Origin of the sequence: Haloarcula sebkhae, from assembly GCF_014647415.1 — an archaeon.
GTDB lineage: Archaea > Halobacteriota > Halobacteria > Halobacteriales > Haloarculaceae > Haloarcula > Haloarcula sebkhae.
Map to the genome: position 1 here is coordinate 56,294 of NZ_BMPD01000001.1, position 26,032 is coordinate 82,325.

Genomic DNA, 26,032 nt, shown 5'->3' on the forward strand with positions numbered 1-26,032 from the left:
CAAGTTCCTACGGCGGCGATAGGTGGCTGTGCAGGGGACGGCAACGCCCACGCCAGCGGCCAACGATACCGGTGAAGGCCTTCTGGAACTCTTTACCGTGTTACAGCGGTTGCTGGACCAGTTGGTCGCGGCGCAGGGGCGACTCGTCGCGACGCTCATCCTCTTGATCGTCCTGCTTGTCAGTGTCGTCGTCGTGCCAGCAGTCCTCTCCTGGCTTCGGTCTGCCACATCGGACCGAACCGGTGACTGGCTGCAGGTCATGGCCGACTACACACCGACGACCATCCGGGGCGTGTTTCTCCGGATCGCCCAGTTCTCGATGGTCGTTCTCGTCGTCGTCTCGTTCCTCATCGTCTGGGGTGTTCTCGATATCGTCCAGACGGTTGGGCCGTACCTCGACGGGAGCGATCAGTCAGTACTGGCGACGATACAGACGATCGTTCTCGTCATGCTGGCCTTTGTCCTGTCCGACCAGATGCAGCGGTGGATCGGCCGGTTCAGTCAGGCTGTTACCGGATTCACCGAACACCAGGAGGAGATCCTCCTCCGATTGGGGCAGGTCACCGTCTTCGTCACTATCGGTGCGACGGTCTTCGCCGTCTGGGGCATCGATCTCAGTGGCTTGCTCGTCGGGGCTGGGTTCCTCGGTATCGTCGTCGGTCTGGCTGCCAGACAGACGCTCGGTTCGCTCATCGCCGGCTTCGTCCTGATGTTTTCCCGCCCGTTCACTATCGGCGACTGGGTGCTCGTCGGCGACCAGGAAGGGATCGTGACCGATATCACCATCTTCAACACGCGGCTGGAGAACTTCGACGGCGAGTTCGTCATCATCCCGAACGACCGCGTGAGCGACCGCGCGGTGACGAACCGCAGTCGCAAGGGGCTGTTGCGCCTCACGGTCGACATCGGTGTGGACTACGACACTGATGTCGACCGGGCGATGGACCTCGCTCGCGAGGCGATGGCCGACATCGAACACGTCGTCGACTCGCCGACGCCGGACGTTGTCCCGAAGGACTTCGGAGACTCTGCCGTGGTGATGGAACTCCGGTTCTGGATCGATCACCCGACACCGCCACGGAAGTGGCGCGCCATCTCGGCAGTCGTCCGGGGTGTGAAAGCCACCTTCGACGAGGAAGACATCTCCATCCCGTTCCCACAGCGGACCCTCTCGAACCGCGTGGACGCGGCGGACGAGGAGGCACTGGAAGGCGGCGTGGAGATGCGTCCGGACGGCGACGGCTGACCTACAGATCGAGACCGTCGAGAAGGAGCCCCAGTCCGAGAACCCAGCATCCCAGTGCAGTCCCGAGCGTGCTGACGTAGAACAGCCAGGACAGCCCCTGCTTTGTTGTCAGCGGCCCGCTCAGCGTGGCGGTCGCGGCATCGCTCGCGGCCGAGAGCGACCCGGCAGTGAGGGCCAACCCGGCGAATGCACCGACGGCGACCGGTAGCGCTACGGCGATCAGCACTAGACCGACACGTTCGGCCAGCGCGGCGATTGCAGCCGGGTCGAAGGGTCGGTCACAGGTCGAGACCAGCTGTCGCTGTGCCATGCTACTTCATAGCATGTTTGTTGATATAAAAGTACGTTCTTCGACGGAGGCCATGATATGGATTCGGGGTGCGCAAGCAATCCGGGAAACCTACGGAAAAGCTGTTTCAGGCGCTAACATAGTGGATCGCTGCTCGGTCTTTACCGTATGGACGCCGCGGCGGAGCGGCCGCCGGTCGAAACTACTATCCCCAACGGGACGAACGGACTGGTATGAGCACTCCGCCGGGGGAGTATTACACCGAAGAACGCTGGCAGAACTGGCTAGACCGTATCGAGGAAGAAGACGTCGACCCTGAAGACGAGGATTCGGCGCGGCTCCTGTTGAACCTCCAGGACGACGCCGCGATCGCGGTCGCGAAGATTCTCACCGATTACGAGGACGGGCCGCTCGACGAGGAAGCGACGCTCGACGAGCTTGCCGGCGTCCGGGAGATCGTTCTCGACGACATCGACATCGACGACGAGGAGACTGTGATGCTGATCGACGGGGTTCAGACCTCGCTACTGTGCGTGTTCTACGCGGCCGAGGAGTTCGTCGCAGAAGGGGCCGCGGACGACGCGACCATCACGGACTACATCGAAGCCGCCGCGGACGCGGAAGCCGAAGAAGACCTCGACGCGGCGCTGGGCTACTGTGTGCAGGCCGGCACGCAGATCATCGGCGGGTCGGAGCTCCCGATGGAGGTCGCCGAAGACCTCGAATACGGGCTCGTCTCCGAGTGGGTCAACGGACTCGACAGTCTCCAGACCGCGATGAGCGACCCGGAAGTCGTCGAAGAAGACGAGAGTTGATAATTCGGCAGTCAGGTTTTTACCGCCGTCTCCGCAACTCATCGCCATGACTTTCACGGGCGATGAGCGCGCGCAGTCAGTACAGGTCGGGGCTGTACTGCTGTTCGGCGTGCTTATCATCGCCTTCTCCTCGTATCAGGCGTTTGCTGTCCCGGAGCAAAACCGGGAGGTGGAGTTCAACCACAATCAGCAGGTCCAGACGCAACTGCAGGACCTGCGAAACGCCATCATCTCAGTCCCGGGACAGCCGAGCCGGCAGGCCGTCTCGGTCCAGCTGGGGACGCGATACCCGAGTCGGCTGGTAGCGACGAATCCCGGGCCGCCGTCAGGATTGCTGTACACGGACGGCACGACGAACGAATCGCAAAACCTCACGGTTCGCAACGCCGAGGCGATTACGCCTGAGACGGCAGATTACTGGGACGGAGCCACGCCACGGCACTACAACACGGGCGCCATCGCGTACAAGCCGGAGTACAACGTCTACGGGGAGGCCCCGGAAACTGTCTACGAGCACTCGCTCGTCTACAACCAGTTCCGCGAGGGCAATATCACGCTCTCTGAACAGGCGATGGTCGACGGGCGCGACATCACGCTCGTCGCTCTCAATGGGTCGCTGAGTCGCTCGGCAAGCGACTCAGTCACGGTCGACGTGAAGCCGACGTCGCAGTCGTCTCGAACGGTCCGCGTGACGAACGCAACCGAGACGTCGAACGTCTCAGTGTCGTTTCTCTCACGGCTGCCGGCGTCGGAATGGAGAGCGCTTCTCGACGACGAAGTCGATCCGAATCCGGGTAACAAAAGCAACAACCGGTACATCGCGAACGTCATTGAGGCGGAGGGACCTGGCTCGCTCTACAACGTCACTATCGTCTTCGAGCGAGGGGTGAACTACCGCCTGAAGATGGCGAAGGCGGGTGTCGGGACGAAGGTAACTGCGGAGAACGACGCGTATCTTACAACTGTCGATGATAACGAGATCAGCGTCCAGCAGGGCGGCGACGGAGAAATCGTACTGGAGGTTCGGGACGCGTACAACAACCCTGTAAGCGGTGTCACAGTCAACGGCTCAGTCGAAGGGAGTAACACGGGGTCACTTACCCCGGACACAGAATCGTCTGACAGCGACGGTCGCGTCAAATTCGTCTACAACGCAAGCCAGTCGACGGCAACTGGAACATACACCGTCCAGTTCAGCCTCGATGAAATCGACGGTTCGTTCGTCGGTGAGACTCCGGAAAACGTTTCGATTCCGGTGACGGTGACGGAGGCGAACCAAGGCTCTGGTGGTGGGTCCGGCAACAGTGGCCTCATCTACAACGAGGACGCCGTTGCCCTCGACAGTGACGGAGGTCCTGATGGGGGTGTGCAGTTTAGCGTCACAAATGAGGTAGGTGATACGATCACTATAACAACGGTTGCTATCGACGCTGTGGACGAAAATATCGACTTTCTTAGTGACAGTTACCGCAATTACCGCGATCCAGCGCCCCAAGAAAACGAGTTGTACATCGAAGCGGACACCGACGGCTACACTGATTTCAATGGCGGGACAGACATTCCACGTGTCATCGATGTCGACAATCAAGAGCGAGATCTAGCCGGGCCGAATCCAGTCATGTCCGACGGCTCGATTGCGACGTTTCATTTATTCGAGTTCGAACGGTTCGGTGTCCAGACAGGGATGAACGGCGAAAGCGTCACGATAACCGTCACCTACGAGCTATCGAGTGGCGGTACCGATTCAAAGATGTTCACGGTCACCCCCGGCGGCGCGAACACGAGCGCGCAACCGAACGCGGACTTCACGATAACCTCCAACGGGGGAGAATCGAACGGGAAATGGGATTTCGATGCCAGCCAGTCCAGTGACCCGCAGGGAGACATCGCGGCCTACGAGTGGGACCTCGACGGCGACGGTATCTTCGACGATGCGAACGGCCAGACATTAGAGAAGAGACGGGTGTCGTCTGGCACGAAAGTAGCGCTCCGTGTCGTCGACGCAGAAGGGAACGCCAACACGGTCCGTAAAGAAGTGCCATAACGTCCGTTTTGTCATTCCGTCCCGTCACCGACCTCAGCAGAGATTCACGGTAATATAGACGACACCGTCGGCAGTCGCCGCGCCGACGCCGATGTGGTTCGCGTTCGCCATGTACAACGTGTCGCGGGGACCGGAGAAGTCGAACCAGTGGTCGGCGACGGTATCGGCGACTCGGGTCGCGTTTGCCCCGTTCGGGTCGACGCTCGTGACCAGTTCGAGGTCAGTCACCGGGCGGAAGTACGCGTTCCCTTCGTGGCGGAGGCGACACTGCTCGGACAGTCCGGCGGCTGCGTACCGGTCTGTCGTGTCTGACCCGTTCGCAATCGGGGAGGCCGCCCCCTGTGCAGCCATTCGCTCACTGTGGTTTCCGGCCATCGCCGACAACTTCTGCCCGGTGTTGGTCTCATCTGAGAGAGAACCATCGAAGGCGTCGTTGGCAACCGGGTTGCCACGCCGGTCGTTGATTGCCGCTACAAGCCGGTCTTCGAGGCGGGCCATATCGATATCTGTCCCCGAATCAGCTGGCGTGGTCCGTGCCGCATCCGGCGTCGCGGTAGGTTCTGCGGACTGCGTCACTCCGGCCGCAGTCTCCTGGCTACTCGGCGTCGCCGGTGACACACGTTCTGCACTGGGCGTCGCTGCTGGTGATCGTTCCGTGGATTCCGCCGGTGCTGACTCGGTTGCGTTTGCACCAAGCGTCCCCTCGACCGCTACTCCTGCGAGTCCAGAGACACTGAGTGCCACCAGAACTACCAAACCGAGTGTGATGACCGATCTGTTCATATGAAACGTTCCTGTCCCGTTCCGAGAACTGATATCTGAGTCACAGTTGTCCCGGAACCGTCTCGAACGGCGTACATTCGGCTCTCTCTCCACAAATATGTTTGGACAGTGTTGGAGCTCCGATTACCAGCGGCGAAAACCCGCCCGTAAACATCTTTACTGTGGATGAGTGTCCTGAAGTATGGGTGACCTGTCGCGGCGCGGCTTCGGGGCCTCGGTGCTCGCCGCGCTCTCCGCCGGCTGTCTCGGGAATCGACCTGCACAGGAGTCCGAGACGACACCAGTCCCGGAACCGGCAGCGTCACAGCGGACTGCTACAACTGATCGCGTCGGTACTACCTCGACCCCAGCAACAGATCGCGCTGCGGCTCCGGCGAACACGTCAACAGCGCAGCGCACCGAGGCGTCGCGGACGAACAGCTCTACGGAGACGTCGGCACGGATTCAGGTCGAGACTGAGACACCGACGCCGACACCCGAGCCGAACCACCGGTCGGTCGATACGACATTCCGACTGGAGGAAAACGAGTACGAGGATTTCACAGTTGACGCGACTGACCAGACGACGCTCACCTACGATCTCATCGTTCGGCGCGGCCCGGCCGTGGACGTCATCCTGTTCACCGAAGACGAGTACCGGGCATTTCAGAGCCGCCACCGGGCTCGGTACGCTGGCGAGGTGTCGCGGTTCCACGAGACGAACGTCCCCGAGAACCGAATTACCATCTCGCCGGGGACGTATCGGCTCGTCGTCAACAACACCGACTGGTCACGTGCCGTTCCGTCACCGGACGAGCCATACGATGTTCTCGAAGGCGAATGCATGGTCGATTTCTCTTTTAATACGGAACCGACGACCAGCGAGTAACTGTCTCACAGCGGGTTCGTGGCCCATCTGCGCAATACTAGTCAACCGTCGAAATACCAGTCGACAAGCCCATATACATCCACGCTGACGCTAGATTCATGACTGCAGTCGGTATCGATGCCATGGAGATCTGGACCGGGAAGCTCAAACTCGACCTCGCGGAGACGTTCGCGCCGGCTCAAGGAGACGACCCGGGGAAGTACACGAAGGGGCTCGGCCTGCGCGCGTCGTCGTTCCCGGACGTGTACGAGGACATCGTCACGATGGGGGCGAACGCGGCCCATCGTCTGATGGAGCGCAAGGGACTGACGCCCGAGGACATCGGCCGTATTGACGTGGCGACTGAGAGTGCCTTCGACAACTCGAAGCCCGTTTCGACGTACATCGCGGGCTGTCTCGAACAGGTGTACGACGAGAACTTCCACCACGCCAACAAGGGCGAGCGGAAGTTCGCCTGTATCTCCGGGACACAGAGCCTCGACGACGCATACAACTGGATCCGCGCCGGACGGAACCGCGGTCGGGCCGCGCTTGTCATCGCAACTGACACCGCACTGTACGCCCGCGACGATCCCGGCGAGGCCACGCAGGGAGCCGGTGCGGTGGCGATGCTCGTCGACGAAGACCCGAATCTGGTCGAACTCTCGACCGAGCAGGGGTACGGTAGCGCCGACGAAACTGACTTCCTCAAGCCCAATCAGCAGTTCCCGTCCGTCGACGGTAAGCGCTCGGTGAACGTCTACCTCGCCCGTATGCGCGAGGCGCTGGAGGACTTCGCCGAGGTGGCCGGCGACATCCATCCGGGAGACTACGAGATGATTCCGTTCCACACGCCGTTCCCGGGGATGGTCCGGAAGGCCGCAGCGCTTGGCTACCGGCACATCGTTCGCGGCACGGACGTAGGCGAACTGCTCGCCGAGGAAATCGGCCACCAGCCCATGCGTTCGGACTTCGAGACCGACGACGAGTTCCACGCGGCGATCAAGGAGTACACGGACGCACTCACCGAAACCGAGCGCTATCAGGACTGGTACGCCAATACCATCGAGCCGACGCTCGAGATCTCCCGGGAGGTCGGGAACTGGTACACCGGTTCTGTCCACATCGCTCGTGCCTCTGGGCTGAAACACGCCCGTGAGAACGGACTGGATCTGGACGAAGCCCGATTGTTAGTGGCCTCCTACGGGTCCGGCGCACAGGCGGAGGTCCACGCCGAAACCGTTGTCCCTGGCTGGGAGGAGGAAATCGGCGCGCTCGACATCGACGAGCAGATCCGGAACCGCTACGACCTCTCTTTCGCCGAGTACGAACAGGTCCACGACGTCCATAATCACGATACTGAGGCCGATGTCGAGGAGTTCACCGCACCGGAAAAGGAGTTCGCCTTCGACGGCTGGGGCCGGATGGGTGAGCGGAAGTATCGGTACGTGGAGTAAGTGAGAGGCACGACCATAGGGAGTGGCTCTCATATACGACGAGCGGCGCAGCCGCGAGAATAGCGAGGATCGAAGCGAGCAGCGCGAGCGAAACCCTCGAATCGAAACGGGGACCGCAGGGAGCCGTGGAGAATAGTGAGAGGCACGAGCGTAGGGAGTGAGTCTCGTACACGACGAGCGGTGCAGCCGCGAGCAGGAGGCTCCAGCCGGTGAACACGGTGACCGGCAGTTCGTCCGACATTCCTGACTGAGAGGGCTGGCCTTGCACCGCTGCAAGGCCTGTCCATTGCTCCGGTCACTCTCGTCCACAAGAACCAACAGAGAGGTGGCCGTCCCCGTGGCGAGTTGGAAGCGTCCACCTGTTTGATCGATTGCAGATAGGGCGGCAACACGATCCCGATGTCGAGCCCGCCAACTTCCCGTTCTCTTATTTCAGCGAAGATTACCAATCCAAGAGAGTCGCTGCCTGCTTCACCCTCCTATCGGAATACAACGCCGACCATGCATTAGTACACCAAATTTATAAATTAGATAGGTCTAATCTGTCGTACGATGAGGCCCAAAATAGAACCCTATCCCGAGGCAATCTATTGCCTCGAACAGGAGAGTAACAGTCCTGTTACGATGAAACGTATTGCCGAGGCGATCGGCGTGCAACCACCGATAGTGTCGAGGATGCCCGACACACTCGAACCGTACGAATTGATCGACCGCGAGAAGTACACTGGAACACGGCTCACCGAGGGCGGTGAGCCGGTCACACTCGACGACGGAACCAAACAGTCGCTGCCTGACAGTATCACTGACGCCATTCGCGTCCATCCGGCCGGTACGAAGACGGACGAACGTCGGGGTGTAGCCTGATGGCTAATGACCGGCAGGACTCCGCCGGAGAGAACGCGGCTGCTGACCGGGAATCTGGCCAGTCTTCGGGCGGAAAACGTGACGACGCCGCAGAACTGACAGAGACGTTGACCGGCCGACTCGTTTCGGCTGTCAAAGAAGACGCGGCCGTCAGTCGTCGAGCAGTACTGGGCGGTCTTGGACTCGCCGGTGCCAGTGCGATTGGTTTCTCGGGATCCGTCAGTGCAGACGGTGAGCACGAATCGATCCCGTCCCCTCACGGCGCATCAGGGACCGTTGGAGAATACCAGTCGGCGGACTTCGACCCGCACTCGTTCCTCCGAGAGTTCAACACGGGAACAGTCAAAGAGGAGAACGGGCAACGCGTCCGCGAGTTCGAATTCTCGGCCTCGTTACGGAACATCGAAATCGCACCGGGAGTCACGTTCCCCGCCTGGACGTACAACGGCCAGGTGCCCGGGCCGACGATCCGTGCGGTCGAGGGCGAGATCATCCGAGTCAAATTCACCAATGGCCAAGAACACCCCCATACCATTCACCCGCATCTCAAGAACGTGAACCCGCGGATGGACGGCATCCCGCAAAACGGCCCCGGCGTCATCGAACAGACCGAGGAGTTCGTTTACGAGTGGCAGGCCAAACCGGCCGGCTGTCACTTCTATCATTGCCATTCGATGCCGCTGAAAGAACACATCCATCGCGGGCTGTACGGCGCGATGATCGTCGATCCAGATCCTGAACGGGTGCGGAACAATCCGCGGGATTACATCAACTACCACGGCCCGATGACGGACGAACTCCGTGCCGAGCTGGTCGAGGAGGCGAAACTCCGGAACCACGAACACCGGGCCGACGAGGTCGACGAGATGGTGATGGTGATGAACGGCTTTGACACAAATTTCGACGGCGACAACGAGGTGTACGCGGCAAATACGCGAGCGTTCGCGTACGGCGTCGCCAACACTGATGCCACTGAAGGAGAGTGGACCGGCGGTGAGACGATCAAGCCGATCCAGATACAGCGCGACCAGCGCCAGCGGGTGTATCTGGTCAACGCCATCGAGTTCGACCTGATCAACTCCTTTCACACTCACTCGCAGTTCTTCGACTACTACGACCACGGTACCACGCTCAAGCCGACACACAAGAAAATCGACACGATCATGCAATGTCAGGCACAGCGCGGCATCATCGAACTGGACTACTCGGACCACCAGCCGGGGCTGTACATGTTTCACGCACACCAGTCAGAGTTCGCTGAACTCGGCTGGATGAGCTTCTTCGAGGTGAAATCATGAGTGACCGCGAGCGAACCGACGGCGGAACAGTGGACGCGAAATCCGAGATGCCGTTCGGGGTACCGACATGGGTCGGCGCAGTTACACCGCTCATATTGCTCGCCATCGTCGTCGCCGGCTTCTTGCTCGCAACCCCGTTTGCTGGCTTGGAAACCGGCGAGGCACCGCCGGACGTGTCCATCACGCACACGTCGCTCCCGAACGACGAAACCATCGTCCTCCACGTGACGAACAACGGGCCGAACCAGGTGACGGTCAGTCAGGTACACGTAAACGACGCGTACTGGGATTTCACGCTGTACGCTGGTGGTGAGGAGACCGAAACACTCGGATCGATGGAAAGCGGGCGGATCGTCGTCCCGTATCACTGGACGTCTGGGTGGGACATCCACACCAAGATTGTCTTGGACAACGGCGCGACGTTCGGCCACACGATTCCTGCACCTGCCGTTAACCCAGGTCTCACGGGTGACCTCATCGGGCTACTGGCTGTCATCGGGCTCTTTGTCGGAGTCATCCCGGTTGTCCTCGGGATGCTCTGGTTCCCCGTCATGCAGCGGATGAGCGTGCGCGCGCTTCACGGCACGCTCATGTTCGCAATCGGCGTGCTAGCGTTCCTGGCGTTCGACGCTGGCTTCGAGGCGTTCGAACTTGCCGAGCAGATACCAGGTGCTTACGAGGGGTCACTGCTCGTGGTCCTCGGTATCCTGAGTGCGCTATTGCTCATCCAGGCCGTTTCGAAGTGGAACGCTGATAGGGTCTCGCCACTCGGTCTGGCCTACCTTGTCGCCCTCTCGATCGGGCTGCACAACCTCGCTGAGGGACTTGCCATCGGGAGTTCCATCGCCCTTGGAAAGGTGTCGCTGGGCGCGTTCCTGGTCATCGGTTTCATGATCCACAACGTCACCGAGGGGCCGGCCGTGGTCGCCCCGGTCGCCGACGGGAAACGCCCATCGCTCGCCCACTTCGCCGCACTGGGCCTCATCGCTGGTGCCCCAGTCATCTTCGGTGGGTGGATCGGAAGTGTTGCCTTTTCACCAACCCTCGGAGCGCTCTTCCTAGCGATCGGCGTCGGCGCGATCCTCCAAGTGAACTGGGAGATCGGCACGATGATTCGTGACCAGGGTTCCCTCGGGACGGCAACGAACGTCTTCGCGTTCCTTCTGGGACTGGTCATTATGTACGCGACGGATCTGCTGGTCGCTCTCTGAGTTAGGACCGCGTCAGCGACTTCCCCGTTACGGCAATGTCCGCAGGCCGCCGAGGAGGTCTTCGAGATCCACGTCGGTGATCGCAAGCGAGAAGTCGTCGATGCGAGCGAGATCCTGTGCGTGCTCCCAGACAGCGTCCTCGTCAAGCCCGTGGAGGATGACGGCGTTTGGCGTCGGTGACACGACGCGGAGCGCGACGAGCGGGGACTCGCCGCGGGTCACGTTCGTGAACACGAGCGCGCGGTTCGTCGACTGACCGTATAGCTGGTAGAACTCGTCCGAGGAGAGGCGCGTGATGGCGGCAATGGAGTTGATGACGGTGTGGCCGGCGACGGTGTCTTGACTGCCCCGGAACAGTTCTTCGGCGTCGATGGCGTCGTAGACGCGCTCGACACCAACATTCGCGGAGTATTCGCGGAGGTCGTGGACCACGTCGCTGTCGAACCCCGCCGAGAGCACGCGGGCGTGCTGGCGGATGTGGTCACCGCCGCGGTTCTCGTCGATGTCGAGCAGTGCGACGACGAGTCGCCGGACCACGCCGATACCGGGATTGTCGCGCCGCCCGCTCTCGTAGTCCGAGACCACGGACGGGGAGACGTCGAGTTCGTCGGCGAGTTCGGTCTGTGCAACGCCGAAGTCAGTGCGCCACTTCCGCAGGGTCGCCCCTGGGTCGTCGCTCAGTGCCACCTCACCCGCCATTTTTTCCGCGAGGTCATCGCGTGCGCCCCCTGCCATTAGTTCACACGCTGGAGGGTCGCGAATAAAAGGGTATCGGAACCACGGGCGCTTACCGGCGGGCAGTCAGTTCGACGGCAGCAAGGACACCGTTCGACGGGGTGTGAACGACGCGTACCTCGATGGTATCGCCCGGTTCGACGGTACCACCGCCGGCGTTCAACTGGAAGGTGATGGCCCGACCCGCCGACCACTGTTGGCCCCCGTTGGCGATGACACCGCCGACACAGTAATCGTAGACGACGTTGTCGGGGTCGTCGGTATTGCTTGCTGACAGCGCTGTCCCGGACACTGGCAGGTCGACGATGCGGGCGTCGGTGTCTGGTAGTGCGACAGCGACTTCCAGTTCGTCCGCTGGGACCGAGTCGCCGCCATCGTGTCGAATCACTACTGTGTTTCCGCCGCATCCCCCCGATGGGCCAGTCACGAAGTTTCCGGTCGAGCGGGCGACGGTGGGCGTCCGTTGGTTCAGGTCGCTGCTCGCAGTGAACACAAACCCGCCGACTGTCGCCGCCAGGAGAACGGTAATCGAGAGCATAAGGACCACGCCGATGACGGGACTGACGCCGCGAGGGTCACGATGGAGATCTCGTCCGGCCACTGGTGAGACACGCTGTCCGTTGCTTCCGATAAAAACCTCAGCAGTAGACCGGTACTGCTCCGCAATCACTAAACGCCGGTCGCGCCAACCACAATCAAATGGATTGGACGGAGAAGTACCGCCCGACGACGCTGTCGGAGGTGCGGGGCAACGACAAGGCCCGCGACGCACTCAAAGAGTGGGCGGACACGTGGGACGACCACCGCGAGGCGGTCATCCTCTATGGGTCCCCGGGTATCGGGAAGACCTCGGCCGCCCACGCGCTGGCAAACGACATGGGGTGGCCGACCATCGAACTCAACGCCAGCGACTCCCGAACTAAGGACGTCATCAATCGGGTGGCCGGCGAGGCCGCCAAGTCCGGGACACTGACCGCTGGCGGTGGCGGCCGCCGACTCGTCATCATGGACGAGGCAGACAACATCCACGGCAACGCTGACCGCGGGGGTGCACGGGCGATAACGGCCCTCGTGAAGGAGGCCAGCCAGCCGATGATTCTCATCGCCAACGAGTACTACGAGATGTCAAACGGCCTGCGGAACAACTGCCAGGACATCGAGTTCCGGGACGTCTCGCCTCGCTCTATCGTTCCCGTCCTCCGTGATCTCTGTCGTCAAGAGGGCGTCGAGTACGAGTCCGACGCGCTGCAGGAACTCGCCGAGCAGAACAGCGGCGACCTGCGGGGCGCGGTCAAGGACCTCCAGGCCATCGCCGAGACGACGGAGCGCCTGACCGCCGACGACGTGGTGACCGGCGAGCGCGATACGACCGAGGGCATCTTCGAGTATCTCGACGTGGTTCTCAAGGAGGCCGGCGCACAGGAAGCGCTAGAGGCCAGTTACGACGTGGACGAGACGCCAGACGACCTCATCAACTGGATCGAGGACAACATGCCCAAGGACTACGAGGGAACCGAACTGGTCCGTGCCTACGAGTTCCTCTCGAACGCCGACCAGTGGCTCGGCCGCGTCCGGGAGACACAGAACTACTCCTTCTGGCGGTACGCCGGCGACAACATGACCGCCGGCGTCGCCGCGGCACGTGACGGAACGAAGGGCGGCTGGACCCGCTACGGCCCGCCGAGCTACTGGTCGAAACTCGGCCGGTCGAAGGGAACCCGAAACACGCGGGACTACGTCGCCCAGCAGATCGCCGCTATCGACGGCGTATCGATGCGAACCGCCCGCCGGGAGATCATGCCGTTCCTCTCGACGATGACGCACCACTGCCGGAATCGAGACCTAACGGTGGCAATGGCTGCGACCTACGATATGGAGGCCGAACACATCTCTTTCGTCACCGGGTCGGGCAAGGACACGAACAAGGTGCAGGACATCGTCGCCGACGCAGAGGCGCTCAAGGAGGAAGCCGCCGTCGAACACTCCGGCGGGGTTTTCGAGGGTGCGAGTGCAGACGGCGGTGACGGAGAAAGCGATACAGGTGGCGATGCTCCAGATACCGATGCTGGCGAGGGGAGCGGTGACCAGCAGGTGACCCTTGCGGCGGACGATGGCGCTGAATCCGACGCCACCAGTGACGGCACCGCTACCGATGACGAGACGGAAACAGCGAGCGACGCAGCCGAAGACGACGACCAGCAGTCCGGCCTTTCTGACTTTATGTAGTCATCGGCTGGTCGTGCCGAGACCGGGAATCGCGACCCGGTCCTCGACGTATTCCATCACCAGTGACGCCGAGATAACAAGCGCCAGATACAGCAGGCCGGCGAGGACGAACAGCTCCGTGTACCGGTAGGTTTCGCTAGCGATGGCGTCAGTCCGCTCGAACAGTTCACGGACGGTGATGAAACTCGCCAGCGACGAGTACTTGATGAGGTACACCAGTTCGTTCGACCAGCCCGGAATGGCGTAGCGAAGGCCCTGGGGCAGGACGACGTGGCGTATCCCATCGACTTTCGAGAGTCCGATGGCACGCGCGGCGGTGAGTTGCCCCTCCGGGACGGAGTTCAGCGCCGAGCGGATGTACTCCGACTGGTAGGCGGCGCTGTTGAGCATGAACGCGATAACGGCCACCCAGAACGCCTGCGCGGGGATGAATCCGGCCCCGACCGCGGGCAGTTCACGGATGATCGTCGTCAGCGGCGTCGCGAAGTAGAGGACGAACAGCTGGGCGAGCAGCGGCGTCCCGCGGAACAGTTCGGTGTATCCCAGCGCGAGCAAACGAGTGGCACTCCCGCCGTACACCCGGGCGACGCTGAGCGGGACGGCGATGAGGAACCCCAGCGCGATGCCAAGTACCGTCAGCAGTATCGTGGCCCACACGCCGGTCGCCAGTTGCGGCAAGTAGGGAATCGACGCCGCCAGAAACTCGAAGAAGCCGGCGAGCCAGCGGACGGGGAACCCGACCGGACCGAGACTCGCGGCGAGAGCGCCGAGCGTCGACGCGGCTGCCTCGAACGGCCCGACCGGGAAGAACGACGTGTTGCGCTCGATGAGCGCGCCGTCAAGCAGGAAGTCGTTCGTCCACCGGACGACGAGCCACGTCCAGAAGACCCCGACGGTAAGTAGCGTCAGTGGCTGGTCTGTCAGCCCGGCGGCGCGGGCACGGAGCGTTCGCCCGGAAGTCGTGGACTCCGGCGTCCCCATCGGTCACTCCTCCTCGTGGGCCGTTTCGAGACGGCTGAGAAACTCACCGGTCCGGGCCGCCTGTGGGTTCTGGAACAGCTGTTCCGGCGGACCGTGTTCGACAATTTGCCCATCGTCAAGGAAGATGATGTCCGACGCCGCCGACCGCGCGAACCCCATCTCGTGGCTGACGACGAGCATCGTGATGCCCTCCGCTGCGAGGTCGCGCATCACCTCAACGACTTCGCCGACGAGTTCGGGGTCAAGCGCGCTGGTCGGCTCGTCGAACAGGAGGAGCTTCGGGTCCATGGCGAGCGCGCGGGCGATGCCGACGCGCTGTTTCTGTCCGCCGGAAAGTTCGGCGGGATAGGAGTCTGCCTGATCCAGCAGCCCGACCTGTTCCAGATGTTCGTAGCCCTGCTCTTGGGCTGTCGCTTTGTCCATGCCGCGGACTTTCCGCAAGCCGAGTGTGACGTTCCCGAGCGCCGTGAGGTGGGCAAAGAGGTTGAAATCCTGAAACACCATCCCGACCTGTTTTCGGAGTTCGTTCACGTCGGTGTCCGCATCGGTGATGCAGTCGCCGTCGAGGTAGATGTCGCCGCCGTTGATCTCGGTGAGGCGGTTCACACAACGGAGCATCGTCGATTTGCCGCTTCCGCTGGGGCCGATAACGACGTCGACATCGCCGGCGTCCATCTCGAAGCTGACACCGGAGAGCACCTGTTCCTCGCCGTAGGACTTGTACACATCGTCAAGCTCCAGCAACGGGTCGCTCACGCCCGCTCACCTCCGGGGATGCTAAAGTGGTCGTCGACGTAATCGAGCGAGCGGTTCGTCACGAACGTGAGAACGAAGTAAATGAGGCTCACAGTCAGGAAAATCTCAAGTGCAGCGGTACTCTGACCGCCCTGATAGAGGTTCTGGCCGACGGTCAGCAGTTCGCCGAGGCCGATGACGATGGCGATACTCGTGTCTTTGAGGACGATCGTGAACTCGTTCTGGAAGCCGGGCACGCTCCGGCGCAACGCCTGCGGGACGACGACGCTACGGATGGCCTGGAGCCGACCCATGCCGATGGCGCGCGCGGCTTCCAGTTGCCCCTCGTCGACGCTCTGGAGCGCGCCGCGGAAGATCTGCGATTGGTATGCAGCACTCCGGAGGCCGAGCGCGATGGTCGCCGTCACGAAGGCGCTGCTTGACACCGACAGGCCGAAAAACAGCAGGATCATGATGACGAGCAACGGCGTCCCGCGGAGAACGACGCCGGCCGTCTCAACGGCGCGTTTGAGCGGGCCGCGGCCGTACACCTCAATGGCTCCCGCCGGAAACCCAAGCAGAAAGCCAAGCAGAATGCTCGTCGCTGTCAGGCCGACGGTGAAAACCGTACCGTCGAATAGCAGGTCGAGGTTCCCGGCAACGAACGCCCAGTCACTCTGCAACGGGAGGGGTTGCATCAGTTACTGCTGGCCGAACCACTTGTTCGTCAGGTCCTGGTAGGTGCTGCCATCCCTGACGGTGGACAGGCCATCGTTGAGTGCCTGCGTGAACTCGTCGTCGCCATCGCGGACGCCAAAGCCGAAGTTCTCGCCCGTCTCGTACGTGAAGGCGATGTTAACCGGGCGCTGGGCGGCGAAGGTCTGGGCGACCGGTTCGTCGATGACCACGGCGTCGATGTTGCCGTTCTGGAGGTCTTCGACTGCCAGCACGTAGTTGCCGTAGGAGTTGTAGTTCGACTCGTCGAGGTTCCCCGGTTCGATGAGCTCCGACTGGATCGTACTCTCGCCGGTGGTCCCCTTCTGTGCGCCGATAGCACGTCCGGAGAGATCCGACAGTGACGTCGGTGAGAAGTCACCGTCTTCACGGACGACAATTGCTTGATTCGAACTGTAGTACGGATCGGTGAAGTCGATAGTTTCGTCGCGCTCGTCGTTTATCGTCATCCCCGCGGCGACCACGTCGATGTTCTCGTTGGTCAGCGCCGGAATCAGGGACTTGAACTCGAACTCCTCCCAGCCGGCCAGGGTGTAGTCGGTCTCGTCGACGACCGCTTCAAGCAGATCGATGTCGAACCCGACGAGTTCGCCGTCTTGCTTCATCTCGAACGGGGGGAACCCCGGTGCAGTTCCAGCAGTGATTTCGGTACTGCCGTCGCCACCGTTACCGCCACCGCCGCCGAAACAGCCGGCAAGCGAGACGGTTACTGCGGTTCCACCGACCGTGGAGAGATACTGGCGTCGTGAAAGGCCGTCGTCTGACATAGTCCTCACCACACGACAGACCGGAATATATCTTACGTGTTACCCACGGAGGTGGGACTCGTATTCAATCGTCAGCGCGTGCTGTGTGCTGGGTATCGGCCGATTGTACCGACGGCGACTCCGCCGTATCGGTGTAGGCCCACGCCGTCGCCGCGACCATCGCACCGAAGATGAGCTGTGCGGCCCCGTGGTGGAGCACCTGCGCCGTGGCACCGAAGTTGAAGATGGTGTTCGCGCCGAGGAGGACTTGCACTGGGAGTACGACCGTTGCGACGGCAGTCGCGAGCTTGATCCGCCGGCTGTACTCGCCACGCCACGCGGCAATTGTCGATCCGAGAATGCCGAAGCCGGTAACCATTGCGACTAGACGGTGGAACCACTCGACGAAGCTCGCCCAGTTTGCGGGGAACAGCCCCATCCAGCCGTCACAGAACGGCCAGCGTGCCTCACAGGTTAGCCCGGCACCGATAGCACCGGTGTACACGCCGAGCAGGATGAGTGCGAAGGTCAGCACCGTCGTCGTCGCCACCAGTCGGCGGAAACGGGTGGTCATACCTAGCACTTCGGTTGCACGTACTTATGCTCTCTTTTCCCGCTCTGCCGACAAGTACAATTATCTTTGCTGATACTCCCGGAGTCATCTTTATCTACAGGTGTGTTGGAATGGAACATAGCTACCTTATGCTCGAACAGATCCGCACCTATCTCTACGGCCAGCGGTCCCGTTCTCCGGACGCTGCGGCCAGACGGGCGGATGGCGGACTCGTCACGAGCGACGGGCGAACTCGCTTTCTGGCCGACGCCATTGACCCGGACTCGCCACGCCTCAACGACTGCTTCGACGACCCCGAGAAGGCCGCTACCGGGACACAGCACGTCGAGCGACAGTTCGAAGTTGAACCTGACGAACTCCGAGCGCTGATCGGCGACTACGAAAGCGCCGGAATCAGCCAGCGCGAATTCATCGCAACCCAAGGCTTCGTCACCGAATCGCTCGTCGAAGGTGCGTTCGAGCAGCTTCGGGATGAACTCGGCCCAGATGCCCAAGCCGCCATCGACACTGTCGAGGCGGAGCTTCACGAAGGACTGGAAACGACACGATCCGTCTCCCAAGCCGGCATCGATTCGTTCAGCGGCTCTGCAGCTAAAAGCGGCGCTAACGAAGGGTTCGACTACCACGACGTACTGCAGCATATCGGGACGCCGCTCTTTGTTCTGGATACGAACGGCGATATCCTCAGCTGGAACAGTTCGATAGAAAACCTCACCGGCGTCTCCGAGGCCGAAGCACAGGAGATGGAGATGGCGAGTATGGCGTTCTATCCGGACGGCCGACGCGGAAAGACACTCGCCGACAAAGTCCTCGATGCCCCGGAGACCACCCACACAGAGTACGACGTGCCGAAGGTCGAGGACGAAGACTTCACGCTGTACCGCGATACGAGCGTGATGGCCGACCAGCACGGGAACGAACGCCACATTTCATTCAGCGCTGCCCCGATTTACGACGGCGACGGCGAACTCATCGCGGTCGTCGAGATGGTCCAGGACCGAACTGACGAGGCCAACCGCCACGAGGCTGTGACGAGCCTGGTCGACGAAGTCAAATCAACCATGGCCGCACTCAAAAACGGCCGCCTCGACGCTCGGGCGTCGTTCGACCGAGCCGACGGCGGCGAATACGTCGACGACCAGCTGTACGAGGTCGTTACGTCGCTCAACGATATGGCCGAACAGGTCGAGCAGTTGGCGGACCAAGTGGACGCACAGGCACAGCAACTTGCGACCACTATCGAGCAGGCGAATGCGTCCGCAGCGGCTGTCGAGGGCCGGGTTACCGAACAGACCGACTCCCTCACCCAGGCGGCCGACAACATTCAGGACATCGGGGCCGGGATGGAGGAAGTCGCCGCAACGTCGAGCGAAGTGGCGTCAGCAGCACAGCGCGCGAAGGCGGCTGCGGAAGACGGATCAAATGCTGGTGAAGCAGTCATGGACGTTACCGATGGCCTCACCGAGACGAGCGAAGACCTCGTGGACACCGTCACAGACCTCGACGACCAGATGGACGAAGTGAGCGAGATCGTCGAGATAATCGCCGACGTGGCGGAGCAGACGAATATGCTCGCGCTGAACGCCAACATCGAGGCGGCCAGGGCCGGCGAAAGCGGGAGCGGGTTCGCTGTCGTGGCCGACGAGGTGAAGACGCTCGCAAACGAGACAAGCGAGTACGCCTCCGAGATCTCGACAAGCATCACGACGATTCAGGATCAGGCGACCGAAACGGCCGACATGGTCGAAACCTCCCACGAGCAGGTCGAGCGTGCGGAGTCCGAGATCGCAGACGCGCTGGATGCGCTGGACGAGATTTCCGACGCCGTCGAGGAGGCGACGAGAGGTATCCAAGAGGTCGCCGACGCCAACGACGACCAGGCGAGCGCTATCGAGAACGTGACTTCGATGGTCGAAGACGCACAGAACCACGCTCAAGAGGCCGAGGCGGCGACGAAGGAGATCGTCGAGGCGACCGACCAGCAGGAAGACGCGGTCACCGAACTGACCGACCGAGTCGGCGAACTCACTAGCAAGAACTGAGCTTCGAAGGTGGTCCAGCACGACGATGTCCCGGCGATGGGTATTTTCCAATTGATGGGATACGAGCGTGACAAAAACCGCTGCAACAAGCCGACATTCGACAACCGTCGTTATACCGCTCGTCCATTGACGGTAAACTTGTCTTTTTTACAGTTGGGTTCGACATCCGGGTATGGGACTTGACGAGGACGCACTGGAGTACCACCGGAGCAAGCCGCCGGGGAAGATAGAGATCGCGACGACGAAGCCGACGAACACACAGCGGGACCTCTCGCTAGCCTACTCGCCCGGCGTGGCCGCGCCGTGTGAGGAGATCGATAAAGATCCCGAGAAAGCCTTCGAGTACACCGCGAAAGGGAACCTCGTGGGCGTCGTCTCCGACGGGTCCGCCGTGCTCGGCCTCGGCGACATCGGTCCGGAAGCCGGGAAGCCGGTCATGGAGGGGAAGGGCGTGCTGTTCAAGCGGTTTGCCGACATCGACGTGTTCGACGTGGAGCTGGACACGGACAACGCCGACGCCATGATACAGACGGTAGAGGCGATGGAGCCGACCTTCGGCGGCATCAATCTCGAAGATATCGCCGCCCCAGAGTGTTTCGAGGTCGAGCGCCGGCTCAGCGAGAAACTCGACATCCCGGTGTTCCACGATGACCAACACGGGACCGCGATCATCTCCGGCGCGGCGCTCGTCAACGCGGCCGACATCGCCGACAAGGAACTGGAGGACCTGGAGGTCGTCTTCTCCGGGGCGGGGGCCTCGGCTATCGCCTCGGCGAAGTTCTACGTCTCACTGGGCGTCTCGAAGGACAACATCACGATGTGTGACTCCTCGGGCATCATCACCGAGGAACGGGCGACTCACGAGGAACTCAACCGGTTCAAACAGGAGTTCGCACGCGACATCCCGGAGGGTGACCTCGCCGACGCGATGGAGGGGGCGGACGTGTTCGTCGGGCTCTCTGTCGGTGGCATCGTTGATCAGGAGATGGTGCAGTCGATGGCCAGCGACCCCATCATCTTCGCGATGGCGAACCCGGATCCGGAGATCGACTACGAGTCGGCCAAGGCCGCCCGCGACGACACGGTCATTATGGCGACCGGCCGTTCAGACTATCCGAATCAGGTCAACAACGTCCTCGGGTTCCCGTTCATCTTCCGCGGTGCACTTGACGTGCGAGCGACCGAAATCAACGAGGAGATGAAGGTTGCCGCGGCCCGCGCACTGGCCGATCTCGCAAGGCAGGACGTGCCCGACGAGGTCGTCAAGGCCTACGGCGACCAGCCGCTGCAGTTCGGTCCCGACTACATCATTCCGAAACCACTGGACCCGCGGGTTCTGTTTGAGGTGACTCCTGCAGTCGCCGAGGCCGCCATCGAGAGCGGCGCAGCACGGACGGAAATCGATACGGAGGCCTACGTCGAGGAGCTCGAAGCGCGGCTGGGCAAGTCCCGCGAGATGATGCGCGTCGTGCTCAACAAAGCCAAGAGCGACCCCCAGCGGGTCGTACTCGCCGAGGGCCACGACGAGAAGATGATCCGCGCAGCCTACCAGCTGGTCGAACAGGGTATCGCCGAGCCAATACTTATCGGCGACGCCGACCGCATCGAGTCCACGCGCCGGAAGTTCGGCCTAGAGTTCGACCCTGTCGTCGTCGACCCCGAGACAGCCGACGTGGCCGACTACGCCGACCGACTGTACGAACTCCGCCAGCGGAAAGGCATCACGCGCCGCGAGGCTGACGAACTCATTCGGGACGGCAACTACCTCGGCAGTGTGATGGTCGAGATGGGCGACGCCGACGCGATGCTGACCGGCCTGACCCACCACTACCCCTCCGCCCTGCGCCCGCCGCTGCAGGTCATCGGCACGGCCGACGACGCCGACTACGCGGCTGGGGTGTACATGCTGACGTTCAAGAACCGCGTCATCTTCTGTGCGGACACCACAGTTAATCAGGACCCCGATACGGACGTGCTGGAGGAGGTCACCCGACACACCGGGGAACTGGCGCGTCGGTTCAACGTCGAACCGCGAGCGGCAATGCTGTCGTACTCGAACTTCGGCAGCGTCGACAACCCCGGGACCAAGAAGATCCGTCGGGCGGTTTCGCGCCTGCAGGACGACGACCGCGTGGACTTCCCGGTCGACGGCGAGATGCAGGCTGACACCGCTGTCGTCGAGGATATCCTGCAAGACACCTACGAGTTCTCCGAACTCGACGACCCTGCGAACGTCCTCGTGTTCCCCAACCTCGAAGCCGGGAACATCGGCTACAAGCTCCTCCAGCGGCTGGGCGGCGCTGAGGCCATCGGCCCGATGCTCGTCGGCATGGACAAACCGGTCCACGTCCTCCAGCGTGGCGACGAGGTCAAAGACATCGTAAACCTTGCGGGCGTCGCCGTCGTCGACGCACAGCAGGAGTAATCGATACAACCGGCTCTTGCCAGCGGTTACTGAGGAAGGTACTGAGTTCGGTTCGTTCTGAAGCCGATTCAGAAAAGATCAGCGTTCAGGCCCGTCGCCGGAACGCGATGTCACGTATCGCCTCGCCGTCGACCGCGAGTCGGGGGATGGATGAAGAGTGCATCAAGGACCGCCACAGCACCGACGAGTGCGCCGCCGGCGATTGCCACCTGCAGCGAGAGGTCCAGAACGACCGCGGCGGCGAGCGTGAGGACGAACACCGCGGGGATGACGGCGAGGACGAGGTCGTGCCGCGTCGGCGACTGACGCGGCAACAGTTGCTCGACGTACTGTCCGCTGAAACCGTCTGATCCGTTAGTTCTGGTACTCAACGTAACTCACCTCCTACCGTATACTATCCCATTTCTAATACATAAAATTTGGTCTGTGTGACGTTCCCCGAACGTACGTAGTAACAGGTGCGACTATTTTCATAACTTATGAAGATTATTACCTGTGAAAGGGGACTGGCGGAGAGCGTCGGAGCCCCCAGCTACAAGTATTTCTATCCGTAGTCGATCTTCTTTTCAGAACTGTAGTCGTATGTGATATTTCAAGCACGACAACCGTGTGCTGAGCGAGGTGGTACTATGGCTACGCGCGCTGTCGACGGCGATGTGAAAGAAGACGATGTCGCCGGTCGGCAGTTACCGGGCGGGTCCCGTCAGTCCGATGCGCCGCCACGCTCCGCACGTGACGGCGGCGGGACGCGTTCGCTTACCGTCGGCGCGTCAGGGAGGACACACCGGTCCGGCTCGCCATTGACGTGTGCGTACTGGTCGGGGGCGTTCGCCAGCGGATGGGCGGGGTTACGATCGCCGGAGATCCGCGCGGCACGGATCTCGCCGAACCCGTTGATACGTGCCTGAATCCCGCGCCAGTGCAGCCCTGTCGCCGGCGGGACCGACACGGAGTGTGGCGGATCGTAGGCGGAGCCGTGGGAGGCCAGTACCTCCGCGTTCACGTTCTCGGCGAGCTGGTCATGATCGATGAGTAAGCCGACGCGGGCGTTGGGTGGGGCCCGTCTCGCAAGCACGTCGAGTCCCAGATGGAGCGCCCGATACTCCGCGACGTTGTTGTCGGGGCAGGTGTCCGGGACAGATAGCCTGACGACGCGCTCACCGTCGAGAGTTTCGACGACGACACCCAGCCCGCCCGTCGGGCTGTCCGACTCGCTGTCGGGCGATGTCGTGCCGTTGTGGGGCCTGAACGACCCGTCTGTGGCGATGTAGAAGTCTCGATGGTGACTCCGCGGCGGATGCGCGATGTGCGGCGTCGGTGATTCATCGAACAGGTCTCGAAGTGACGGCCGGCCGTAAGCGGCCATAGTTTCCGTTGGGTGAGCAAGGTATAAATATATTCCCTCGACAGGGGCGTCACCTCGGTACAGCGGTTTGGGGTCCACCGGACGGTCCAGTTACTGTGTCAGACCTGTGTCCGCGCGGAATATGTTAGATGGTGAGAAAGAGTTATATCGACGTAGAACAATGTTACCAATACACATGACTCCAACAAAAATCCGGGAACGAATCGAAGAGTCAGAGGACCGGGTCGACACGGAGCTGTTCGTCAGCGCGTTAGAGTACGTCCGAGACGACGGTCGCAGCCGTCGCTAATCGGCTTTTTATTGACTAGCGGAGGACGCGCGACTAGCGATAGTGGACGGCGAGACTAGCGGATGTGAGCGACGCCTGTCGGGCTACCGCGACTGGCCTGCTCAGTCGTCGGTGAGTTGCCAGCCGTCGCCGACCGATTTGACGACGCCCCGCCGTTCCATCTCGGCCGTGACCTCGCCCAGTCGGTTCGGCTGTGCGATTTCCAAGTTCGTGCGGCTAACGCCGTGGAAATCCCGCAGCAGACGGCGGATGTCGTCTTCGGTGTGGGTCTGCTGGTCGCTCTTTTCCATCACGCCTGCGGTGAGTTCGACCATGTCTTCCACGAAGTTCCAGGGGTAGACGACCCAAGTCCACTCGTCGAGTCGCTCGCCGACGAACTCCGGTTCGTGGTCGCTGGTCTGGAGTAACTGGAGCGTCGCCGTTCTGACGCTACTCGGGTTTCGGTCGCGCACGCACTCGGCGGCTGTCTCGATTGACTGGCCGGTGTCGGCGATGTCATCGACGACCAGCACATCCTTCCCTTCAACCGCGCCGTCGGCCAGCGGGTATTTGATCTGTGCCTCCTCGCCTTTCGCCGCGGTCCCAACGTAGTGTTCGACTTTCAGGCTCGCCAAGTCGTCAAGCCCGAGGAAATCACAGAGACAGCGCCCGCCGAACCAGCCGCCGCGTGCCAGCGCAACGACCACGTCGGGCTCGAAATCGGCGGCTTTCACGTCGTCGGCCACGTCCCGGCAGAGGCCATAGATGTACTCCCAGTCGGTGATGGTACACGAAAACTCGTCCGGTAGCTCGCCCATACGAGATGGCGTGTGTGGCCGGACTTAACCGTTGCATATTCCGCATCAGTTGCCGAACACGGTCGAACCGCTACGCGTCCGGGTCACCTTTCCGGAACTCACGGAGGAGGACCGTCGCATAGCTCCCCTTCGGTAGCGAGAAGGTAAACGTCAGGTCAGCACCGTCGCGCTCGACACCGAGGTCCGTCCGGAGCAGGATAGCCCGCCGCGTCCCGTCGCTGTCGAACGCCCCGGGGAGGTCGAAGTCACCCTGTTCGAGACCCACGTCGTCGAGTACGTCGCGGGCGATGTCGCCCGGCTCGCCGCTCCCGAGTTCGGTGTCGGTCCCGACCAGCGGCGCGGTAACGAACGCTCGCCCGCGCTCGCAGTGGCGCTCGACGGTCGACAGCCGCTTCGCCGTGACCTGCTGGGTGCGGTCGGCGTCCGGAATCGGGAAGTCCTCCAGCGCGTCGCTGTCCCGGAAACAGACCACGTCGCCCTCGACGGGTCGATCGAAGGGGAGCCCCCGTTCCAGCCGCTCCGAAAGAATGCGGTTGAACACGTAGGACTGGGCGGCATTGACGAACAGCGACTGGAGGTTCGACGGAAGCGCCTCCAGCGCCTCGCGGAAATCTTCCGGCTCGCTGGCTCCGTTCTCGACCAGCCGGTGACAGATGGAGCGTTCGTAGCCCAGCGCACCGGGAAGCTTGTCCAGCGCGCCGGCCCAGTCGTGGGTTTCGTCGACGTATCCCCGCGCCTCCTGCGTCGACTCCGGTTCGCGCTCGTTCGGGTTTCCGACGTAGGCGAGAACCGCGTCTTTCCACTCGCCACGGGCAATGGCCAGCCCGACCTCGTGGGTGACCGGCCGGCGCGACCCGAACCGCTGCTGGCCGAAGTAGTTGGGGACGCCGACCGTCGTGTCGCCGTTCGGCAGCGTGGCGTCGCCGGACCGGCCCTGGCTCGCTGTCGGGTCGTCCCCGCTGGCGAAGGCTCGCAGGTCCGCCACGACGCTGGCGGCGTTATCGGTGTTCTCGGTGTCGCGGACGACAATCTCGAAGGCGTTACCCGCCAGATCGCCGAAGAGAATTGGGCGGCCGGCGCGGCCGATGACCTCGATATCCGTGCCGCCGATCTCCGGCAGGTCCTCTGCCGCGACTCCCTTCACCGAGAACAGCTGGGTCGTGACCGCGCGCTTGTCCTTCGTTCCCGCCCACGACACCCGCTCGCGGGAGATGCCCAACCGGTCGGAGAGTTTGCTGGCGAAGTCGTTGGTCTCCCAGTTACGCAGTTCAGCCCGGAAGACGAGATGTGGGTACGCCCCGGTGTCGGCGTCGATCGGTTCAGTGTCGAACGCTTCCAGTTCCTGAACGCGGAAGTCCGCGGGCGACGAGCGGAGGCGGCCGCCCACCCCGTCGGCGTCGCTGACGTAGTACTCCATACCGACCGCGCGCTCGATTGGGTGGGCCGCTTGCATTGGTCGACTGTTCGCGGCTCGGCGCTTATGATTGGCGCTTGCGGACTCGGCGTGGGTCCGTCTCTCAGTCGATA

24 protein-coding genes are annotated in these 26,032 nt (G+C 62.2%); 11 read left to right on the forward strand and 13 right to left on the reverse strand.

Features of this window, described 5'->3' with window-relative positions; all coding sequences use genetic code 11:
* Positions 1–22 precede the first annotated feature (22 nt).
* Positions 23–1,246 carry a mechanosensitive ion channel family protein gene (locus IEY38_RS00350; RefSeq protein ID WP_188974478.1) on the forward strand — a complete coding sequence of 408 codons (1,224 nt, stop codon included), beginning with the start codon at positions 23–25 and terminating at the stop codon, positions 1,244–1,246.
* A gap of 1 nt (position 1,247) precedes the next feature.
* Here the strand turns inward: IEY38_RS00350 and IEY38_RS00355 are convergent, their stop codons facing one another.
* Positions 1,248–1,556: a hypothetical protein gene (locus IEY38_RS00355; RefSeq protein WP_188974479.1), complete on the reverse strand. Its 309-nt coding sequence runs from the start codon at positions 1,554–1,556 to the stop codon at positions 1,248–1,250.
* A 212-nt stretch (positions 1,557–1,768) separates the two neighbouring features.
* Between IEY38_RS00355 and IEY38_RS00360 the strand changes: the two genes are divergently transcribed.
* On the forward strand, positions 1,769–2,350 hold the full coding sequence (locus IEY38_RS00360) for a DUF2150 family protein (RefSeq protein ID WP_005537897.1): 582 nt from the start codon (positions 1,769–1,771) through the stop codon (positions 2,348–2,350).
* Between the two features lie 46 nt (positions 2,351–2,396).
* Positions 2,397–4,394 carry a PKD domain-containing protein gene (locus IEY38_RS00365; protein ID WP_188974480.1) on the forward strand — a complete coding sequence of 666 codons (1,998 nt, stop codon included), beginning with the start codon at positions 2,397–2,399 and terminating at the stop codon, positions 4,392–4,394.
* 33 nt (positions 4,395–4,427) lie between these two features.
* Here IEY38_RS00365 and IEY38_RS00370 read toward each other — a convergent pair whose 3' ends face one another.
* On the reverse strand, positions 4,428–5,138 hold the full coding sequence (locus tag IEY38_RS00370) for a spore germination YkwD domain-containing protein (protein ID WP_229775188.1): 711 nt from the start codon (positions 5,136–5,138) through the stop codon (positions 4,428–4,430).
* A 220-nt stretch (positions 5,139–5,358) separates the two neighbouring features.
* Here IEY38_RS00370 and IEY38_RS00375 point away from each other — a divergent pair, with 220 nt between their 5' ends.
* The 5 genes from IEY38_RS00375 to IEY38_RS00395 all read left to right on the forward strand — a co-directional run bounded on the left by IEY38_RS00375 (position 5,359) and on the right by IEY38_RS00395 (position 10,854).
* Entirely contained in the window at positions 5,359–6,045 is a 687-nt protein-coding gene (locus IEY38_RS00375) for a hypothetical protein (protein WP_188974482.1), read from the forward strand.
* A 98-nt stretch (positions 6,046–6,143) separates the two neighbouring features.
* Positions 6,144–7,481 carry a hydroxymethylglutaryl-CoA synthase gene (hmgB, locus tag IEY38_RS00380; protein WP_188974483.1) on the forward strand — a complete coding sequence of 446 codons (1,338 nt, stop codon included), beginning with the start codon at positions 6,144–6,146 and terminating at the stop codon, positions 7,479–7,481.
* A gap of 552 nt (positions 7,482–8,033) precedes the next feature.
* Entirely contained in the window at positions 8,034–8,345 is a 312-nt protein-coding gene (locus IEY38_RS00385; RefSeq protein ID WP_188974484.1) for a helix-turn-helix domain-containing protein, read from the forward strand.
* Positions 8,345–9,643: a multicopper oxidase domain-containing protein gene (locus tag IEY38_RS00390; protein WP_188974485.1), complete on the forward strand. Its 1,299-nt coding sequence runs from the start codon at positions 8,345–8,347 to the stop codon at positions 9,641–9,643. The genes IEY38_RS00385 and IEY38_RS00390 overlap by 1 nt, the downstream gene beginning before the upstream one ends.
* Entirely contained in the window at positions 9,640–10,854 is a 1,215-nt protein-coding gene (locus IEY38_RS00395; protein ID WP_188974486.1) for a ZIP family metal transporter, read from the forward strand. Before IEY38_RS00390 ends, IEY38_RS00395 begins: the two co-directional genes overlap by 4 nt.
* Before the next feature lie 27 nt (positions 10,855–10,881).
* Here IEY38_RS00395 and IEY38_RS00400 read toward each other — a convergent pair whose 3' ends face one another.
* Together IEY38_RS00400 and IEY38_RS00405 are read right to left on the reverse strand one after the other, a co-directional pair.
* Entirely contained in the window at positions 10,882–11,589 is a 708-nt protein-coding gene (locus IEY38_RS00400; RefSeq protein ID WP_188974487.1) for a helix-turn-helix domain-containing protein, read from the reverse strand.
* A 52-nt stretch (positions 11,590–11,641) separates the two neighbouring features.
* Positions 11,642–12,190, reverse strand: coding sequence for a type IV pilin (locus IEY38_RS00405; RefSeq protein WP_188974488.1), 549 nt, complete (start codon positions 12,188–12,190; stop codon positions 11,642–11,644).
* 98 nt (positions 12,191–12,288) lie between these two features.
* Here IEY38_RS00405 and IEY38_RS00410 point away from each other — a divergent pair, with 98 nt between their 5' ends.
* Positions 12,289–13,815, forward strand: a complete 1,527-nt coding sequence (locus IEY38_RS00410; protein WP_188974489.1) for a replication factor C large subunit — start codon at positions 12,289–12,291, stop codon at positions 13,813–13,815.
* Here IEY38_RS00410 and IEY38_RS00415 read toward each other — a convergent pair whose 3' ends face one another.
* The 5 genes from IEY38_RS00415 to IEY38_RS00435 form a co-directional block, all read right to left on the reverse strand.
* Positions 13,816–14,796, reverse strand: coding sequence for an amino acid ABC transporter permease (locus tag IEY38_RS00415; protein WP_188974490.1), 981 nt, complete (start codon positions 14,794–14,796; stop codon positions 13,816–13,818). It abuts the gene before it with no gap.
* Between the two features lie 3 nt (positions 14,797–14,799).
* Positions 14,800–15,552: an amino acid ABC transporter ATP-binding protein gene (locus IEY38_RS00420; protein ID WP_188974491.1), complete on the reverse strand. Its 753-nt coding sequence runs from the start codon at positions 15,550–15,552 to the stop codon at positions 14,800–14,802.
* Positions 15,549–16,229, reverse strand: coding sequence for an amino acid ABC transporter permease (locus tag IEY38_RS00425; protein ID WP_188974492.1), 681 nt, complete (start codon positions 16,227–16,229; stop codon positions 15,549–15,551). Before IEY38_RS00425 ends, IEY38_RS00420 begins: the two co-directional genes overlap by 4 nt.
* 3 nt (positions 16,230–16,232) lie before the next feature.
* Complete coding sequence (locus tag IEY38_RS00430; protein ID WP_188974493.1) at positions 16,233–17,033, reverse strand: basic amino acid ABC transporter substrate-binding protein; 801 nt, start codon at positions 17,031–17,033, stop codon at positions 16,233–16,235.
* Between the two features lie 64 nt (positions 17,034–17,097).
* Positions 17,098–17,586: a COX15/CtaA family protein gene (locus tag IEY38_RS00435; protein ID WP_170097273.1), complete on the reverse strand. Its 489-nt coding sequence runs from the start codon at positions 17,584–17,586 to the stop codon at positions 17,098–17,100.
* A 128-nt stretch (positions 17,587–17,714) separates the two neighbouring features.
* On the opposite strand from IEY38_RS00435, the gene IEY38_RS00440 reads away from it, so the two are divergent.
* Both IEY38_RS00440 and IEY38_RS00445 read left to right on the forward strand, forming a co-directional pair.
* A complete protein-coding gene (locus IEY38_RS00440; RefSeq protein WP_188976095.1) occupies positions 17,715–19,628 on the forward strand; it encodes a methyl-accepting chemotaxis protein in 1,914 nt (637 codons plus the stop codon).
* 172 nt (positions 19,629–19,800) lie between these two features.
* Positions 19,801–22,053, forward strand: coding sequence for an NADP-dependent malic enzyme (locus IEY38_RS00445; protein ID WP_170097272.1), 2,253 nt, complete (start codon positions 19,801–19,803; stop codon positions 22,051–22,053).
* Positions 22,054–22,163: 110 nt separating this feature from the next.
* On the opposite strand, the gene IEY38_RS00450 is transcribed toward IEY38_RS00445, so the two are convergent.
* The 4 genes from IEY38_RS00450 to truD all read right to left on the reverse strand — a co-directional run bounded on the left by IEY38_RS00450 (position 22,164) and on the right by truD (position 25,958).
* On the reverse strand, positions 22,164–22,424 hold the full coding sequence (locus IEY38_RS00450) for a hypothetical protein (RefSeq protein WP_188974494.1): 261 nt from the start codon (positions 22,422–22,424) through the stop codon (positions 22,164–22,166).
* A gap of 332 nt (positions 22,425–22,756) precedes the next feature.
* The gene (locus IEY38_RS00455) at positions 22,757–23,419 is read right to left on the reverse strand and encodes a ribonuclease H family protein (protein WP_188974495.1); all 663 of its coding nucleotides are present in this window, start codon (positions 23,417–23,419) and stop codon (positions 22,757–22,759) included.
* A gap of 390 nt (positions 23,420–23,809) precedes the next feature.
* Positions 23,810–24,505, reverse strand: coding sequence for a phosphoribosyltransferase (locus IEY38_RS00460; RefSeq protein ID WP_188974496.1), 696 nt, complete (start codon positions 24,503–24,505; stop codon positions 23,810–23,812).
* A 70-nt stretch (positions 24,506–24,575) separates the two neighbouring features.
* Positions 24,576–25,958, reverse strand: a complete 1,383-nt coding sequence (gene truD / locus IEY38_RS00465) for a tRNA pseudouridine(13) synthase TruD (protein ID WP_188974497.1) — start codon at positions 25,956–25,958, stop codon at positions 24,576–24,578.
* Between the last annotated feature and the right edge of the window lie 74 nt (positions 25,959–26,032).